General features: G+C 42.1%; 12 protein-coding genes. 5 read left to right on the forward strand and 7 right to left on the reverse strand.

What is annotated here, in order from left to right; genetic code table 11:
* Positions 1-7: 7 nt before the first annotated feature.
* A complete protein-coding gene (locus HMPREF1534_RS01420; RefSeq protein WP_018451824.1) occupies positions 8-1270 on the reverse strand; it encodes a peptidase U32 family protein in 1263 nt (420 codons plus the stop codon).
* A gap of 71 nt (positions 1271-1341) precedes the next feature.
* Here HMPREF1534_RS01420 and dusB point away from each other — a divergent pair, with 71 nt between their 5' ends.
* Entirely contained in the window at positions 1342-2325 is a 984-nt protein-coding gene (gene dusB, locus HMPREF1534_RS01415) for a tRNA dihydrouridine synthase DusB (RefSeq protein WP_005944880.1), read from the forward strand.
* On the opposite strand, the gene HMPREF1534_RS01410 is transcribed toward dusB, so the two are convergent.
* The 4 genes from HMPREF1534_RS01410 to HMPREF1534_RS01395 all read right to left on the reverse strand — a co-directional run bounded on the left by HMPREF1534_RS01410 (position 2322) and on the right by HMPREF1534_RS01395 (position 6460).
* A complete protein-coding gene (locus HMPREF1534_RS01410) occupies positions 2322-3263 on the reverse strand; it encodes a GIN domain-containing protein (protein ID WP_005944883.1) in 942 nt (313 codons plus the stop codon). The two genes, dusB and HMPREF1534_RS01410, sit on opposite strands and share 4 nt — an antisense overlap.
* A gap of 299 nt (positions 3264-3562) precedes the next feature.
* On the reverse strand, positions 3563-4540 hold the full coding sequence (locus HMPREF1534_RS01405) for a phosphatase PAP2 family protein (RefSeq protein ID WP_005944887.1): 978 nt from the start codon (positions 4538-4540) through the stop codon (positions 3563-3565).
* Entirely contained in the window at positions 4531-5541 is a 1011-nt protein-coding gene (locus tag HMPREF1534_RS01400) for an NAD-dependent epimerase/dehydratase family protein (RefSeq protein WP_005944890.1), read from the reverse strand. The genes HMPREF1534_RS01405 and HMPREF1534_RS01400 overlap by 10 nt, the downstream gene beginning before the upstream one ends.
* A 16-nt stretch (positions 5542-5557) precedes the next feature.
* On the reverse strand, positions 5558-6460 hold the full coding sequence (locus tag HMPREF1534_RS01395) for a cation diffusion facilitator family transporter (protein ID WP_018451826.1): 903 nt from the start codon (positions 6458-6460) through the stop codon (positions 5558-5560).
* Between the two features lie 130 nt (positions 6461-6590).
* Here HMPREF1534_RS01395 and rnr point away from each other — a divergent pair, with 130 nt between their 5' ends.
* Positions 6591-8738 carry a ribonuclease R gene (rnr, locus tag HMPREF1534_RS01390; protein WP_005944895.1) on the forward strand — a complete coding sequence of 716 codons (2148 nt, stop codon included), beginning with the start codon at positions 6591-6593 and terminating at the stop codon, positions 8736-8738.
* A gap of 209 nt (positions 8739-8947) precedes the next feature.
* Here the strand turns inward: rnr and HMPREF1534_RS21125 are convergent, their stop codons facing one another.
* Positions 8948-9076: a hypothetical protein gene (locus tag HMPREF1534_RS21125; protein WP_005944900.1), complete on the reverse strand. Its 129-nt coding sequence runs from the start codon at positions 9074-9076 to the stop codon at positions 8948-8950.
* Positions 9077-9186: 110 nt separating this feature from the next.
* Here HMPREF1534_RS21125 and HMPREF1534_RS01385 point away from each other — a divergent pair, with 110 nt between their 5' ends.
* A complete protein-coding gene (locus tag HMPREF1534_RS01385) occupies positions 9187-10107 on the forward strand; it encodes a serine O-acetyltransferase (protein ID WP_005944902.1) in 921 nt (306 codons plus the stop codon).
* On the opposite strand, the gene HMPREF1534_RS01380 is transcribed toward HMPREF1534_RS01385, so the two are convergent.
* Complete coding sequence (locus HMPREF1534_RS01380) at positions 10104-12005, reverse strand: ATP-binding protein (RefSeq protein ID WP_229031796.1); 1902 nt, start codon at positions 12003-12005, stop codon at positions 10104-10106. The genes HMPREF1534_RS01385 and HMPREF1534_RS01380 overlap by 4 nt on opposite strands.
* A 565-nt stretch (positions 12006-12570) precedes the next feature.
* On the opposite strand from HMPREF1534_RS01380, the gene HMPREF1534_RS01375 reads away from it, so the two are divergent.
* Together HMPREF1534_RS01375 and HMPREF1534_RS01370 are read left to right on the forward strand one after the other, a co-directional pair.
* A complete protein-coding gene (locus HMPREF1534_RS01375; protein WP_005944911.1) occupies positions 12571-16491 on the forward strand; it encodes a hybrid sensor histidine kinase/response regulator transcription factor in 3921 nt (1306 codons plus the stop codon).
* Between the two features lie 137 nt (positions 16492-16628).
* Positions 16629-19088 carry a glycoside hydrolase 5 family protein gene (locus HMPREF1534_RS01370; RefSeq protein WP_005944913.1) on the forward strand — a complete coding sequence of 820 codons (2460 nt, stop codon included), beginning with the start codon at positions 16629-16631 and terminating at the stop codon, positions 19086-19088.
* The last annotated feature ends 18 nt before the right edge of the window (positions 19089-19106 follow it).

A 19106-nucleotide genomic window follows, 5' to 3' on the forward strand; every position in this document is an offset into this window, starting at 1 on the left:
AACCCGTTCAGTTCTTCTTCAAGCTTTCGGGAGATACCAACTTATAAAGCTTGTCGCTGGGGCGTATCTTTTCGGGAACTTTAAATGAAACATGCTGACCTTTCCGCACCACATCTACCGGCTTCAAATCGACTCTTGCCTCATCCAATGTGAAGAATACGGCACCTGTGGTAGGCCCTGTTATCAACAACTTGTCACCCACCTTCATTTCGGCCGCCTCCACCAGAAACTCAGCCACACCGATATTGGAGAAGTATTTAATGCCTTTTCCCACATATACTTTACGTTCGGTGGCTTCGGAACCATAATTCCTGCTCCATTCACCCAATCGCTGTCCCAGATAATAACCATTCCAGAATCCGCGGTTAAAGACTGTTTTCAGGCGCTCATCCCACTTCTGTTTCTTTTCCTCTGTAAACGTACCTTCCAGATAAGAACGGATAGCATCTTTATAACATTCCACCACCGTGCGTACATACTCAGGGCCGCGGGCGCGCCCTTCAATCTTGAACACACGCACACCGGCCTCAATCATTTCATCCATGAAATGAATGGTCTTCAAGTCTTTGGGAGACATGATATATTTATTGTCTACTTCCAGCTCTATATCACTTTCTTTATCCTTCACTTCGTATGCACGGCGGCAAATCTGCATGCAAGCGCCACGATTGGCGGACGCATTCATCTCATGCAGACTGAGATAGCACTTGCCCGACACTGCCATGCATAACGCTCCGTGACAGAACATTTCTATCCGGACCGGCTCACCTTTCGGCCCTTTTATCTGTTCATTCCGGATAGTATCATAAATCACTTTCACCTGTTTCAGATTCAATTCACGTGCCAGCACCACCACATCGGCAAAGCGGGCATAGAATTTCAGAGCCTCTGCATTGCTGATATTCAACTGAGTGGAGAGATGTACCTCCTGTCCAATCTCATTACAATAAGCCATCACAGCAACATCGGCAGCAATCACAGCACTGATTCCGGCTTCTTTTGCCGCCTCCACAATTGTACGCATCAAGGCAATATCCTCGTCATAAATAATAGTATTGATGGTCAGATAACTCTTGATGGCATGCGCATCACAAATCTGCGCTATCTCACGCAAATCATTAATAGTAAATGTATTGGCAGACCGGGCACGCATATTCAGGCTTTCAATACCAAAATAAATGGAGTCCGCACCTGCCTGTATAGCGGCAGCCAACGACTCACGCGAGCCGACAGGAGCCATTATTTCAAAGTCTTTTATAGAAGGTTTCATTATTCTTTTGATTATGTGTGTGCAAAGGTAGGCTTTTTTCCGTATTTTTGCAGCCAAATAACTGTTAGAATATGAAAATACGCCATATAGACTTGGGAGAACACCCCGTTTTATTAGCTCCGATGGAGGATGTGACCGACCCGGCTTTCCGCCTGATGTGCAAAAAGTTCGGTGCCGACATGGTATATACCGAATTCGTGTCGGCCGATGCCCTGATACGTTCGGTAGGGAAAACCATGCAAAAGCTGAACATCAATGACGAAGAACGCCCCGTAGCCATCCAGATTTACGGAAAAGATACGGCAACAATGGTAGAGGCCGCCAAGATAGTGGAAGAAACACGTCCTGACATTCTGGACATTAACTTCGGCTGCCCCGTGAAGCGCGTCGCAGGCAAAGGAGCAGGCGCAGGCATGTTGCAGAATATTCCGCTGATGCTGGAAATTACCCGCGCCGTGGTGGATGCAGTAAAGATTCCCGTCACCGTGAAGACACGCTTGGGATGGGACAACGACCATAAAATCATTGTCAGCCTGGCCGAGCAGTTGCAGGATTGCGGCATCGAAGCGTTAACCATCCACGGACGCACACGTGCACAGATGTATACCGGTGAAGCGGATTGGACCTTGATAGGCGAGGTAAAGAAGAATCCGCGCATACATATTCCTGTCATCGGCAATGGAGATGTAACCACACCGCAACGTGCCAAAGAGTGTTTTGACCTCTATGGAGTAGATGCCATCATGATCGGACGTGCCAGCTTCGGACGCCCCTGGATATTCAAAGAAGTGAAGCATTATATAGAAACCGGCGAAGAACTCCCACCTCTGTCTTTCGACTGGAAAATGGATGTCCTCCGCCGGGAAGTGTTGGACAGCGTCAATCTGCTGGACGAACGCCGCGGTATATTGCATGTACGCCGCCATCTGGCTGCATCTCCCATATTTAAAGGAATTCCCAACTTTAAGGAAACGCGTATCGCCATGCTTCGTGCCGAAACAGTAAAGGAGCTTTTCAGTATCCTTGACTATATAAAAGGCAACTATACTCTTTAATCATCATTGGAATGCCGATGGTGTCTGCCCTTCGTGCTGTTCTTTTCTACAGTACGGGGGTTTCCGCTGTAAGACACATCGCTATTCTTGCCTTCTTTATTGATGATTATCTTTTCGGAAGCATAGCACGAAATGTCGCCGGTACTACGCGGAGACGTATAAACCGTAGCTTGTTTTGCTTTCAAGTAAGAACCCGCAATGTCACCGGAACCGCTTAACGAATAGTTAGCTTTCGCACACTTGCCCGATAACGTAACATCGCCCGAACCATTGACAGTACCATTCACTTCATCAGCCGAAATACCTTTTATATTCACATCACCCGAACCGTTGACAGCACTATTCACTCTATCGGCCGAAATGCTCTTCACAGCAACATCACCCGAACCATTGACAGCCATATTCATTTCCACTCCCGAAACATCACCTAAGGCAATATCGCCCGAACCGTTGACAGCGACATTCATCTTACGGCATTTCACCTTGTCGGCGTCAATGTCACCACTGCCATTCACCGTCCAGTCAATGCCATGGTTCACGTCAACTCCATTTTCAAAGATAATATCACCCGAACCATTGATCACTGCACTTCTCACCATGGGTGCAGCTACACGTAGTTCCAGGCTGGCGCCATTCTCAAAAGAAACGGAATATCCTTTTTTCAACTCAATAATCAAGGTACGATTTTTTACATACACTTGCACAATATCCTGCAAGTTATCCGGTACAGAGAGCTCAAGTTCCTGTTTCCCTGAAGTTTGGGTATAAATAATCTTGCTGCTTCCATTCAGGCAGACCGCATCAAAACCGCCCACATTCACTTCCTTTGTCACATTGTTCTTACTTGCTCTGATTCTCTCACTCAAAGATTCTGCCCATACCGTTGTAGATACTAACGCCAAGGCAAATAACATAAAAATAGATACTGTTTTTTTCATAATATTATCGTTTTTATATATGTTAGACGTATCTGACCGGGCAAACGTTGCATCCTTTATGCACTTTTTTTAAATCAATTTGCTCCGACATCAGTCGGAACAAGCATTCCCGCCCTTCAGATTAAGCCTTTCCATAAGTCGGATTACTACAGACTGCCACAATGGACCGTACAGTCTGCTACGGTAGACCGTACGGTCTGCTACAGTGGACTGTACAGTCCATTGCCGTAGACTGTAATAATCTTCCGTTTAAAAAGCCTTAGCCGACAATAAGAAACCGCCTGCCTCTCTATCCGTTTCTATCTGGCCACCAATTGGAACACCACCGAAGCGAACCAGCGTTTATACATCCACGTAGCCGCAATATAAATACAAACAGCAGAAACCCAACCGGCAATCACATCTATCAGATAATGTGCCTGAATATAAACCGTGGCGCAGCAAAGAAGCACATAAAAGGGTGCCAGGAAACAGCATAACTTCTTATTTACCCGATAGGCCATAATCATGATGATAGTGGAAATACCGACATGCGAACTGGGGAAAGCCGCGGTAGGACGTTCGCCCACCTCCTGAGAAGCCTCTACAAGATTATAAAAGAAACCATGATCGAAACCGGGACCGGGCAACAGAATATCATTGTGATTAAAATAATCTCCAATCGCCGGAAAGTGTTGCGCCATCACGTTATCCATGCCGATGGCGGGAAAGTAAAACTGCGGACCGGCTACAGGGACCAATATATAAATAAGATAATAGATGAAAAATGAGGTAACCAATACAAAAGATACCTTTTCAAACCATTCAAAACGGAAAAGGAAATAATAGATTGTCACTATCGCAATCATCGGATAATAAGCAAAATAGCCTAGATTAAAGGGCTCGCTGAACCACATGGACGGGCAAAGTTCGCTGAACTCCACCGATGGCTGGCAACGGAACAGGAATTGTTCTGCAGAGGCAAAGAAATTATCCAGATTCGGGAACAAGCGGTTGAACTCGAAGGTATCGGGATACCAATAAGCCAAAAACGCCATTTGTACAGCCATACGAATGAATGCGGATAATTTACAAGGATATTTATGATACAAATATATCAATGCAAAAGTGATAACCACAATACCTGCACGTTCCAGCAACATTGTGCCGGGATGATCCATGCGTGGCCACAATATCAAAACCATAATCGTAGTGAGAGCATTATATATCAAGCTGATACTCTCGACGGCAAACAATCCTTTTACACTGTCTACACGTTTGAATAAATTTAAAGCCATCCTTCTTTCTTATACCAGGCAATAATCTCTTTTACTCCCCTTTCCAGCGGATATTCGGGACGATATCCCAATTCATCCGTCAAAGGAGTAATGTCGCATTGCCAGTTGCGTTGTTTCATTATTTTATATTTATCACGATTCAGCGTGCTTACCTTTCCCAAGCAACGCGCTGAAAATTCAGCGAGCAAAGATACAACTTTTAAAATAAATAGCGGACATTTAAAGTGTATAACCCACGGATTACCAAGCTCTTTTTGTATTAAATCGGAGAAAGCACGGCTGGAATATACATTTCCGTCACTTACAAAATAGGCACGATGCTTCACTTTATGCTCTATAGCCAGATAGACTGCCTGCACCAAGTCCTTCACATAGATAAAGGTAAGGTCCTGACGTTTGAAGCCGGCGGCAAAGTCTACGTGCTGTTTGATTGATTTGGCCATCAGGAAATAATCTCTCTCTCGAGGGCCATAGACTCCGGTCGGCCGGAAAATCACAACCGGGAAACCGGACAATGATTGCAGGTAATGTTCCGACTTCAGTTTACTGACTCCATAAGCGGTATTGGGCATCGCCGTATCATGTTCATTAATGGGCGCATAATTCTCTTCACGTATAGGTCCGAAGATACTAAGCGAACTGATATAGATAAATTGTTCGGGAACCATATCCAATGCTTGCAGCGCCTCTACGAAATTACGGGTATAAATATAATTTCCTTGTTCAAACTCTTCTTTATGACGACATTTAGTCACACCCGCACAATGAATGATATAATCCCATCCTCCATGCATTTGTTTGTGAACCGTCAATTGTTCCACCAGCCTTCCGGGATGAGCAAAATCCAGTTCGGCAAACCGGATACGGGAATCCTTCAAATACTTGCGGCTACTGCTTTTACGCACTCCTGCCCATACCTGCATGCCTCTTTCCAAGCCACCTTCCACCAGAAAACTGCCGATAAACCCGCTTGCTCCGGTTACCAATATTCTTTTTTCCATTCTTCCTTATCACATTTTACTTCACCGGTTCCACATGAATACCCACATGGGTATCTTCTCCATATTTTTCTTTCAATTTCCGTTCGATTGCCGTAGCTGTCTCATGAGCTTTATATAACGGTATATCCCCATTCATACGGACATGAATCTCTATGGCATAGTTATTCCCGATACGCCGTGTGCGCAAATGATGAGGCTCTGTTACCCCGTCGAAAGCCAGGACCGTCTGCTCAATCTCGTGTTCCACACTTTCGGGCAATGATTTTTCCAGCAGTTCATCAATACAAGGGACCAAGAGCTTGACAGACACTTTCATTATAAAGAAACTGACTATCACGGCGGCAATAGGGTCGAGCACCACCCAATGAGGACCGAGCAGAATAGCTCCGCCAATACCTGAAGCCGTTCCGATAGAAGACAATGCATCGCTCCGATGATGCCATGCATTGGCAATCACTGCTTGAGAGTTGTACTTTCTGCCCATACGGACAGTGTATTGATACAATATCTCCTTCAATAAGATAGAGACAAGAGCCGCAATCAATGCAAGCACTCCGGGCGCACGCAACTGTTCTCCGCGCATAAAGGCCAAGATTTCGCCGGCACCGTTCCATAAGATTCCGCAGCCTACTCCCAAAAGTGCCACTCCAATCAAGGCAGTAGCCAAAGTCTCATACTTGCCGTGGCCGTAATCATGTCCCTTGTCCTGAGGCTTATTGGAAATACGAACAAACAGTATGACCACCACATCCGTTACGAAATCGGAAAGAGAATGTACGGCATCTGCCATCATAGCAGCACTATGCCCTGCTATCCCGGCCAGAAATTTAAAAATAACCAGCAGGAAATTAGCAAAGCTGCCCCATAAAGTAACTTTATAGATTCCTTTTTCTCTAGCTCTTTTCTCAAGTTCAGCCATAATCGTCATTTTTGAACGGACAAAGATAGCACGTTTCATTCATATTCAACCAAATTTAATGCATCTATTGAACCGCTATTCCAATTATTTTGTTTACTTTGTAGCACATAATACATTAAAATACCCATTTATGGCTAAAAAGAAAGAAAAAAAAGCAGGAAAACGCATGAAGAAGAGTGAACTGGCAGAACGCCTCATCAACTATTTCCGTGCCAAGCCGAATGAAACATTCAGCCTCAAACAGCTCTCAAGCGGGTTAAACTTAACTACTCATCCTCTTAAAATGCTTTGCGCCGACATCATCCTCGAAATGATAGCGGATGATTTCTTACAAGAAGTTGAAAAAGGGCAATATAAGCTGAACGACCACGGACTGATTATGACGGGTATTTTTCAGCGTAAAAGCAATGGTAAGAACTCTTTCATCCCGGAGGACGGAGGAGAGACCATCTTTATAGCCGAAAGAAACTCGGCACACGCCATGAACAACGACAAAGTCAAAATTGCCTTGTTTGCAAAACGCAAGAACCGCAACCCCGAAGGAGAAGTAATTGAAATCATCGAACGGGCAAACGATACATTCGTCGGAACATTGAAAGTCGACAAATTCTATGCTTTCCTTGTTACCGAAAACCGTACGCTGGCAAATGACATTTTCATTCCCAAAGATAAATTGAAAGGAGGGAAAAATGGCGATAAAGCTGTCGTAAAAATAATAGAATGGCCGAAAGAAGCCAAAAACCCAATCGGGCAAGTTATGGACATCTTGGGCAAGGCAGGCGAAAACACCACTGAGATGCATGCCATTCTAGCAGAATACGGACTGCCGTATGTATATCCCAAAAACGTAGAGGCCGCCGCCGAAAAGATTCCGGCCGAGATAACGGAAGCCGACTATGCCGAACGGGAAGATTTCCGGGCCGTAACGACCTTTACCATCGACCCCAAAGATGCAAAAGACTTTGACGATGCTCTATCCATCCGGCTTATCAAACCGGGACTGTGGGAAGTCGGAGTACATATTGCCGATGTTACACACTATGTAAAAGAAGGAAGTACAATAGACAAAGAAGCAGAAAAACGTGCAACTTCCGTTTACTTGGTAGACCGCACCATTCCAATGTTGCCCGAACGCCTGTGTAACTTCATCTGCTCTCTCCGCCCCAATGAGGAAAAGCTGGCATTCTCTGTCATTTTCGATATGAACGAAAAAGGTGAAGTGAAGAATTCACGCATCAAACATACAGTGATTAAGAGTGACCGCCGTTTTACCTATGAGGAAGCACAGCAAGTCATCGAGACCGGTGAAGGTGATTACAAGGAAGAAATTCTGGAATTGAACAAGTTAGCTCAAATCCTGCGCAAACAACGATTGGCGGCAGGCGCCATCGACTTTGACCGCATTGAAGTAAAATTTGAGATTGACGAAACAGGGAAACCGTTAAGTGTTTATTTCAAAGAGTCCAAAGAAGCCAACAAGCTGATTGAAGAGTTTATGCTTCTTGCCAACCGTACCGTGGCTGAAACAATCGGCAAAGTGCCCAAAAATAAAAAAGCAAAAGTATTCCCCTATCGTATCCATGACCTTCCCGACCCCGACAAACTGGAAAACCTGAATTGGTTTATTAACCGCTTCGGTTATAAAATACGCACTTCGGGCTCAAAGTCAGAGGTTTCCAAATCCATCAACCGCCTGCTGGATGACATAAAGGACAAGAAAGAACAAAACCTGATAGAAACTGTTTCTTTGCGTGCCATGCAGAAAGCACGTTATTCAACAGTTAATATAGGCCATTATGGATTAGCTTTTGATTTCTATACCCACTTTACATCTCCCATCCGCCGTTTCCCGGACATGATGGTACATCGCTTGCTCACCCGCTATCTGGCAGGAGGACGAACGGCACAAAAGGATAAATACGAAGATTTGTGTGACCATAGTTCTGAAATGGAGCAAATTGCATCAAACGCAGAACGCGCTTCGGTGAAGTATAAACAAGTAGAGTTCATGAGTGAACGTGTGGGCTTGGAGTTTGAAGGAGTTATTTCGGGAGTAACGGAATGGGGACTCTATGTTGAAATCAATGAGAATAAGTGCGAAGGCATGGTTCCTATGCGCGACTTAGGCGATGATTATTATGACTTTGACGAAAAGAACTATTGCTTAATAGGGCGACGTCATCATAAGAAATTCAGCCTGGGTGACCCTGTCACCATTAAAGTGGCACGTGCCAACCTGGAGAAGAAACAGCTGGACTTTGCATTGGTGGAGAAATAAGGAGAGTCACTCCGTTCGTGAGGGTGCCAAAACAAAACCGGCCTATCCCATCGTCAGCTGTAGAGGCAGGGTTTGCCTGCCCGAAGACACAAAACAAACTGTTTTCGGGCGAGCAAACCTCGCCCCTACGAACTAAACGACAGCATTATCCACGTTTTGACACACCCCCATAAGAAACGAAAACGCTCTTCCACATCATAAATGAACGCTTATTTTACCCGTCTATTCAACTGATTATTCGCTTTATCCGGTTTTGACTTCCCAATCCGTTTGCCACTCGGCTTTTTTTTATTCCCTTGCTTTACCTTGCCTGCGAAAGGATTCTTCTTATTTGCCATAAAACATCTTCTTTTTTCTGCAAAAATAAACTATAAAACCCAATATTCCTTCCATTTATTGGCAATGATATAGAATTTCTTTACTTTTGTCCTCATTAACAATGATATATATGACTTCATTCGACTATACCGGCATATTGACCCAAGCAGTAGATGAACTTTCCGACAGCCAATCTTATAAAGGACTGTTTCATCAACACAAAGACGGAGACCCTCTGCCTTCCGCTAAATCACTATATAAAATTGTAGAGTTAGCCCGTTCCATCCTCTTCCCCGGATATTTTGGTAATTCTACTATCAACAGTCATACCATTACTTATCACATAGGAGTAAATGTAGAAAACCTATTCGACCTGTTGACGGACCAAATACAAGCCGGTTTGTGTTTCGGGCAAGAAAATAATAACAACGAAAACACGAACAACAATGAACCGTGCCGTGAAACAGCAGCATTGCTTGCCGCTCGTTTTATAAGTAAGTTGCCCGAAATGCGCCGCATTCTGGCTACCGATGTAGAAGCAGCCTATTACGGAGACCCTGCCGCTACCTGTTTTGGTGAAATAATCAGCTGCTATCCTGCCATCCGTGCCATCAGTAACTACCGAATAGCCCATGAATTGTTGATATTAGGTGTACCTCTGATTCCCAGATACATTACAGAAATGGCACACTCGGAAACCGGAATAGATATCCACCCGGGAGCAAAAATAGGACATCATTTCACAATAGACCACGGAACAGGCGTGGTGATTGGTGCAACCAGTATCATTGGCAATAACGTAAAACTCTATCAAGGTGTCACGCTGGGAGCCAAAAGCTTCCCGTTGGACAACAATGGCAATCCCATCAAAGGTATTCCCCGACACCCTATTCTGGAAGATGATGTAATCGTTTATTCCAATGCTACCATTTTGGGACGCGTGACCATAGGTAAGGGTGCAACCGTAGGAGGAAATATATGGGTGACCGAAAATGTTCCTGCCGGAGCACGCATCGTGCAACGCAAAACAAAAGAAGGAGAGAAAATTTAAACCTCAATCAGCGGGAGAGTCAGAATAAAACGGCAGCCCACTGTATATTCTTTATCAATAACCAGTGTTCCACCCAGCTTTTCAGCAATCAACCGGCAGATAGGAAGCCCCAACCCTGTTCCCTGAGTAAAGTCATCCAACTTGGTGAAACGTTCAAAAACATATTCCTGCTTATCTGCCGGAATACCTTTTCCTGTATCCGTAATGCGATAAATGATTTCCCGCTCATTTCTGTTTAGTTCATAATCTAACACAATAGAACCTTTATCGGTAAACTTAGCCGCATTTTGCAAAAGATGAATCAATATTTGTGAGACCCTACCCGGATTGGTCTTAATCAAACACCTCTCTACCGAAGGACGAAATTCCAATTCTACCCCCTCATGCACCAACGTCCGAACAGCTTCTATCCCCGACAGGCAACTTACATTGATATCTTCCACCTTATCATAAGACACTTCTTCAGACTGGTCAAGAAAAGAGATATCAAGCACATCATTAATCAGCCTCAACAAATTGGCACTATTGACTTCGATAATTGAAACAAACTCTTTTGTTTCCTGATTATCCTGATATATATCCACCAATAGCTGAGAAAAGCCCACTATGGAATTCAACGGTGTACGAATCTCATGAGACATATTCTGAATAAAGGTTGTTTTCATCATACTTGCATATTCAGCCCGTTCTTTGGCCTTCATCAACTCATCGGCAAAAATCTTTAAGTCCTTATTCTGTTTGTTAACAATGAGCTCCGACGCTTTCAAGCGTTTATTGAGTTTATAAATCCGAAAGAACAGAATTCCACTCATTATCCAAAACAAGACAACGAATATCAAAACCAAATAAACGGTATGCAATTGATCTTTCTGAACACTTAACTGAAGCTCATTCCTTTCATTCTTCAGCTGCTCCAACTCCAAAATAGAAGAAAACTCGGTGGCAGAATTCTGCAACTCTTTTGTACGGACAGAGTCGGTAGCCGCAATATAATCATAGTAAAACTCGGCAGCCTTCAGCTTGTCACCCATCTTCCAATAAATATTCCCCTGTTCCCTTACCAATTTATAATCCATATATTTAGAACGGATGGGAGTTGAGTCATTCATCATTGCATCCACCATTTTCAGCGCCTCACTATATTGTCCGGCAACACTATAATAGGTTTCCTTGAGATAATAAAGCCCCATAATATATGTGACCATATTCTTATTCTGTATAAATAACTTCTCAATATCCTGTATATATTTCCATGCCTCATTCAACTGCCCCTTCTTTATATAATATAATGCATACGCTTTACGGGTCGTAAAAGACTGGTAATCCGTTTGTGCCAAAAGTATTCCTTTTTCCAGAGCTTCTTTTGCTTCATCCCATCTTTTCAACTCCACAGCCGCTTGAGCAAGCGAAGCATAATAAGACGGGATATTGATATCTGCAATATTATTCTCCTCTACTATCTCTATCGTCTTCTTAAAATTATCATAAGCTAACCGGTAATTATCCTGCGTAAGATAAATGTTCGCCATACAACGGTAACACTCCGCAACTCCCCGCATATAATTATCCTTCCGGGCTTCCTGAAGCATTTTCTTTACTTCATACAAAGCGATATTTGCTTTATTTTGCTTAAGATAGTAGATTATCAGCCGACTCCCCCATGCAAAATAATAATATTTCAATTGATTATATTTCCGGCTGATCAGCTTTGCCTCCTTCACACTCTTCAGAATATTCTCCTCATCATTCTTGTAGTAATAATAATCCAGTTTCAAACATTTTGCAATAGCCATCAACCGTCTGTTACCCGCTTTCTCGCTCCGCACGAACAGAGTATCACACATATCCAAAGCAATGGGAGAGTCCAGATTCGCCTTACATTTTTTATAATATGCCATCAATATGCTGTCGTTTTCCACAGCAACCTCATTTTGCCCTTTGCCGCAACAGCAACATAAAACAAATAGAATTGTCAGACAAAGCTTAAGACACATCAAGGTGAGTAATTTTTCACAAAGATAACATAATATTTTAAGACGAAAACGAAATGTGATAAAAAACGAAATGAAATATAAAAAGAAGGAGCACCGGTACTCCTCCATCCCAAACTAAAGCCAACCTGTTTAAAACATAAGCTACCGACATCCAAACCATCTTTTTCTGTCCTTTCAATTAATCACATCAGAATACGTTCTGCCGGTCAGCCCGATACCTTGTTCTTATTCCCTAACCGGGAGAAAGTAATCGATGCTCTTTATGGTTCTGACGGACTGGAACTCACTTTCTGAGAGACAGATATTTCCTCATCATTCTAAAGAAGCCGATCAATACAACTTCGACATACAGGCAGATATAGGTAAACTACAACAGTAACAGAGAAACAAAGAGATTCCCCCATATTTTACACAATATTCAAAGAAATCATTTATCTTTGCCCATGAGAGAGTGATATAAATATCTGATATGAAAAAATATACCATCTATATAATTATATATATGCTTCTTTGCTTTACATCCGTTTTCGGGCAGCAAGCAAACTATCAGATTTTTGAGAATATCAATCTTAGCACAGAGGCATCCGTTACTAATTGCTTTTTACAAGACGAACAAGGCATGATATGGATTGGCTCAAATAAAGGATTATTCAGTTATAACGGGTATTCCGTACAATCGCATCCTGCCCCCGACGAACAAAGCAATGCATGGATTTACTGCGGACAAATCATCAATGATACCTTTTTATATTTGGGAACAGACAATGGAATGTTAGTCTATAACTATAAAACAGACCTATACGAAACACCACCAATCACCTTCCCCGCCGATATACGTTCATTAGCATTACAAGGAGAAACACTTTGGATAGGAACGCTGAATGGGCTTTATAATTACACACTGAGCAGCCGAACTCTTAAACGTTTCGACACTCAAACATATAAAGGACTTCCCCATACTATTGTTTACTCTGTTATCCGTTCACAGGACAATCATATTTATGTAGGAACTTACAACGGACTTTCCCAATATACATCTACAAACGATAGTTTTAAATACATTCCACTGCCCGTTTCCCAACATAAAAATAATCAGTTTATCAATTCCCTGCTGGAAGACACTATCCGAAAATGTATTTGGATTGGAACGGAAGGAAGTCTCTTTAAATATACTCCTGCCAATGGAGACATAGAACAGATAGAAACAGTTCATGCCAACTCTGTCAAGTCGTTGGCACTAGATGGAAAACAACGTCTATTAATAGGCACAGACAATGGCCTTTACATCTACAAAGAAAATGAGCCATTATTGCATACCCGACATGACTCGCGAAATTTGCAATCGCTTGCCGACAATATCATATGGAATATTTTCACAGACCGCGAACGAAATGTATGGTTAGGCACCAATTATGGCATTTCTCTGTCACACAACAATAATGCCTTCCAGTATATACCGATTTCTCAAATGACAGGAACAGGAGAAGGCAACCAATTTTTCTCCATTTTCAAAGATACTCGTAACAACTATTGGTTTGGCGGAAGCAACGGTATCATCCGTTCCAAGCGGTCAATAAAAGATACTTCTGATGCCATCTGGTATAAAATGGGAGATTCCAGGCATAACTTAGCCCACAACCGCATCCGTCATATCACCGAAGACCATAATCATGAATTATGGATTGCTACAGACGGAAGCGTAAACCGTTATAATTATACTACCCAACAATTCATACATTATAATATAGTAGACAGCACAGGAAAAAATAATGCAAACTGGGCTTACCATCTGATGGAAGACTCGGAAGGAAAATTATGGATAGCCACTTGTTTGGGAGGAATCTTTGTAGTGGACAAGCAGAAAATGATGAAAAGTAACTCGGAGTATTACACTGCCGACTATAACTTTTCTATAAAAGACGGACTATCGGGTATGTTTATCAACCAACTCATTCCCGATCACAAAGGTAATGTATGGGTGCTTGTCTATAACAACGGCATCGACAAAATAAATCCCCATACTCACCAAATCACTCATCTACAAACCGACTCCATAACAGGAAACCAAAAGCCAAATTTCATTTTATGCGATGATCAAGGTTATATCTGGGCAGGATTCCGAGGTGGAATACTTCGCATTAACCCTCAAAACAATGAGATCACCACCATTCGTTTCGGTAGTTTCAGCAGCAATGAAGTTTTTTCTATGCTGGAAGTCGAAGATCATATATGGATATCCACTTCAAATGGTTTTTGGGTAATCAATAAAAAAACATCGGACACCCGCAGACTCCCTCTTACCAACAAACGTTTTACAAGTATGTATTACGACAGAACCACACGTGAAATCTATTTGGGAGACGTGGACGGATACGCCATTACTTCACCGGATATATTAAATCTTTCTCCCAATAACCGTCCCCTGATAGTGACTGCCCTATATATTAATGGAAAATTAACAGAGAACAACGGAAAAAGTATCCGTTATACCAATCATATCGAATTAAATCATAACCAAAACAATTTTGCCATCGAATTCTCCGATCTGCCTTATTCATTAGAAGAAAAAAATAAATTTGTATACCGCATGGAAGGAGTAGACCGAGAATGGAATCTACTGAGCCCTAATACCAACCGAATTTCTTATAACAATCTGGACTATGAGAATTATACACTGAGAATCAGCAAACTGAATATAAACGGAAAGCCTTCGGAAGATGCCTATACATTGGAAATCCGTATCAGCCCACCCTGGTATTACACACTTTGGGCTAAAATTATTTATTCCCTTTTATTGGCAGGACTGACCGCATGGATTATCAACTTCTTCCGTATGAAAAATCGCCTGCATATAGAACGTATAGAGAAAAAGCAAATTATGGAACAATCACGTCAAAAAATAGATTTTTTCACCAATCTGTCCCATGATTTTAAGACTCCACTCAGCCTGATTCTTGCTCCGGTCAGTAAACTATTGCCGGAAATCAAAAATCCACAAGAAAAAAAATTGCTTGAAGGGGTACAGCGTAATGCTATTAAACTTAATTCACTGATTCATCAAGTGTTAAACTTCAATCGTTTAGACAGTGACTCCAATACCTTACTTATTCTCTCACATACGGAAATGGTAGAATTTGCCCGTTCGCAGTTTCAATCTTATGAAGAGGTGGCAAAGGAAAAGAATATTCTTACCCAATTCAAAACCAACCAAGAAAAAATTTATCTAGATATCGACCTCGTCAAATGGGAGTCAATCCTCAACAATATACTTTCCAATGCACTGAAATACACTCAAGATGGAGGAAGCATTACTCTTTCCCTATCATACAAAGAGAAAGAATTGTCCGTCAGCGTATCAGATACAGGACAAGGTATTCCGGCCCAAGACCTGCCCTATATTTTTCAACGTTTTTTTCAGTCTTCACGCACTAAAGGAAAGAAAGAGGGTACAGGTATCGGCCTTTATCTGGTAAAGACCTACACTGAGCTGCATGGAGGACAAGTCAACCTTGTTTCGGAAGAGAATAAAGGAACCACCGTAACAATTACTCTCCCAATATTTCAAGAAGCTGAAACATTTCCATCCAAAGTACAGCCTGAAAATCATAAAAAAGAAACATGCGAAAGCACCGATACCCTTCCGTCTGTTTTAATTGTAGACGATAATCCCGAAATTATCAACTTTATCCACGACATTCTTCATTCCCATTACCATTGCCTGACTGCCCCGGAAGGAAAAACAGGGCTGAAACGCTGTATGGAATCACTTCCCGACTTGATTATCACTGACCTGATGATGCCTGTGATGGATGGAATGGAGATGTGCCGGCATATTAAAAAACATGTCCCCACCTCTACCATTCCCATTATCTTATTAACGGGTAAAGACGATAAACATACTGAATTGGAGAGCATCCAATTAAATATTGATGCCTTTATCACCAAACCCTTCGAAGCCGAAATTCTGTTATCACGCGTAGAACAGTTAATCAGTAAAAGACGAACACTGGAAGCTGTGGCACGCATTGAGACCATCAGTACACCCAAAAAGATTGAGGCTGTATCTTATGATGAAAAATTCCTTGCAGATATTACACGTATTATCGAAGATCATATAGCAGACTCTGAACTGAATGTCAATGCACTCTGCGAGTTATCAGGAATCGGCAACAAACAAGTCTATCGAAAAGTAAAACAACTGACCGGACTTTCACCGGTAGAATATATTAAAAATATCCGCATGAAAAAAGCCGCCATGCTATTGGAACAGAAAAAGTTTTCAGTAGCTGAAGTAATGTACATGGTCGGCTTCTCCAGTTCTTCCTACTTCTCCAAATGTTTTCAAAATGAATTTGGGGTGACACCAAAACAATTTATAGAAAAAGAATAAAAAAAATCCTCCATTTCATCGATATTTTTTCCTCTTGTCCGACTTTTGTCCTTTTATGTCCAATCTCTGCTTTTTTCTAAAGCAGCCCTCCACTACTTTTGTTTCCATCAAAACGAAACCATAAATTTAATTATATGATGAAACACTTTCTTATCTTTGTTTTCTGTATATTTACTTTGGCAGGCTACGCAAAAAAAATCCCTACCGTTTATATTGATGGAAAAGGAGTAATGCGTTGGAGTGACACCCGGAAAGAAGCTTCTTTCTATGGAGTGAATTACACATTGCCTTTTGCTCATGCCTATCGTGCCATGAACTATCTAAGCATAGACCATAAAAATGCCATAGACCGTGATGTATACCATATAGCACGCCTGGGTTTAAACGCCTACCGTATTCACATCTGGGATGTCGAAATCAGCGATGCCAAAGGCAACTTGATAGACAACGAGCATCTGGAGTTACTCGATTACCTGCTGATGCGTCTAAGAGAACGGGACATTCGTATTGTTATTACTTCACAAACCAACTTTGGTAATGGATATCCTGAACATAACAAACCAACCGGAGGATATTCCTATAATTATGATAAGTGCGACATACACCGGAATCCTGAAGCCATTGCTGCCCAAGAGAAATATATTAGCGCCTTGATTAACCATATCAATCCCAATACCGGATTGGCTTATAAAGACGATCCATATATTATCGGTTTTGAAATAAACAATGAACCCTGTCATCCAGGGACAAAAGAAGAAACAAAAAATTATATAGACCGGATGCTGACAGCTTTAAAGAAAGCAGGTAATCAGAAACCGGTATTCTATAATGTAAGCCATAACCAACATGTAACAGAAGCCTACTATGACACAGCCATCCAGGGAACAACCTATCAATGGTATCCCATCGGACTTGTAGCAGGTTACACTCGCAAAGGTAATTTCCTGCCTCATGTAGATTCCTACAACATTCCATTCTCACATATAAAAGGATTCGACAAAAAAGCACGTCTTGTCTATGAGTTCGACCCGGCAGATATCATGTATTCTTATATGTATCCCGTCATAGCACGCAGCTTCCGCACTGCCGGTTTTCAATGGATTACCCAATTTTCCTATGACCCCATTGATATAGCATACGCCAATACCGAATATCAGACTCACTTTTTAAATCTGGCATATACTCCACATAAAGCAATCAGCATGAAAATAGCTGCAGAGGTTGCCCGCAACATAAAGAGAGGTGAATCTTTCGGCACTTACCCCAATGATACAGTCTTTACGAATGTACATGTCAGCTATAAGCAAGATTTAAGTGAATTAAATCGACCGGATGCGTTCTTCTATTCTAATACCACCCACAGCCATCCAGTTGCTATCGAACATTTACAGGCTATAGCCGGATGTGGTAGTTCTCCCATTATCAAATATGAAGGAACCGGAGCTTACTTTGTCGACCGATTGGAAAATGGTATATGGAGACTGGAAGTATTACCAGATGCCATACAAGTCAGTGACCCTTTTGCCAAACCCTCTTTGAAGAAGGAAACAGTGACAATAGTAAACAATGCTTGGGACATGACACTCCGCCTTCCCGACTTAGGGGAAGATTTTATTGCTACTGCACTAAATGACGGAAATTCTCTGGATATAGAAGCAATCAACAGTACACTTCCATGTTTAAGACCGGGTGTTTACCTACTGAAACGTAAGGACTATAATCCGGTTAATAAATGGAACAAAGATACCCGATGGCAGAATATCCGATTAGGTGAATATGTACAGCCAAACATCCGACAACGCAAAGACTTCACTGTTATCCATCAACCTACCAAGACCGTTGATGCTGGAAAAGATTTGGTTATAGAGGCACAGATAATCGGGCCTTCACACCCCGACTCCATCATTATCTATACAGACAAGGTTTCTTTCTGGAACGAAACAAATCCCTACATCAAAATGACACATACGCATGGCTATACTTATCGAGCCATCGTGCCAGGCACAGAGGTAAAAAAAGGATTTTTCAGGTATAATGTAATCGTATGCCGGGGCGGTAAACAACAAACTTTTCCCAGTGGAACAGAAGGTAGCCCATTAGATTGGGACTATATTGACAAGCAATACTGGGAAAGCAAAGTCACCGCCCCCGACAATGCGATTGAACTGGTATCCTCTTCAGTTTGTGAAGAATGGAACGGAATGGAACACTATACATTGCCCGAAGGCAGTAACCACCATTTTTTTAAGAAATATATCCGTCAGGAGATAGAAGGAAAAAAATTACGGTTGCCACAGATTAAATACCTCTGTTTGGAACTGGATGGCAAGGTAATGAAAACAAAGGCCGGTTTCATTACTTCAGACGGTTACACCTATAAAGCTCCCTGTTCCTGCGGTCAGGATGGTATAATTCGGATACCGCTCAGGGAATTGAAACAAAGTGCAACCGCACTGCTACCTCATGCCTATCCCACATTTTTAACAGAATACTTTGAGCCGGTAACAGACATTCCGTTTCAGATAGAAAAAATAGAAACTCTGGAAGTTTCCAATGACGGAGAAGAGATAAGAATAAAAAAGGCATGGCTGGAATAAATAAACAATAATACCATA

This window comes from Phocaeicola massiliensis B84634 = Timone 84634 = DSM 17679 = JCM 13223 (genome assembly GCF_000382445.1).
GTDB classification, from domain to species: Bacteria; Bacteroidota; Bacteroidia; order Bacteroidales; family Bacteroidaceae; genus Phocaeicola; species Phocaeicola massiliensis.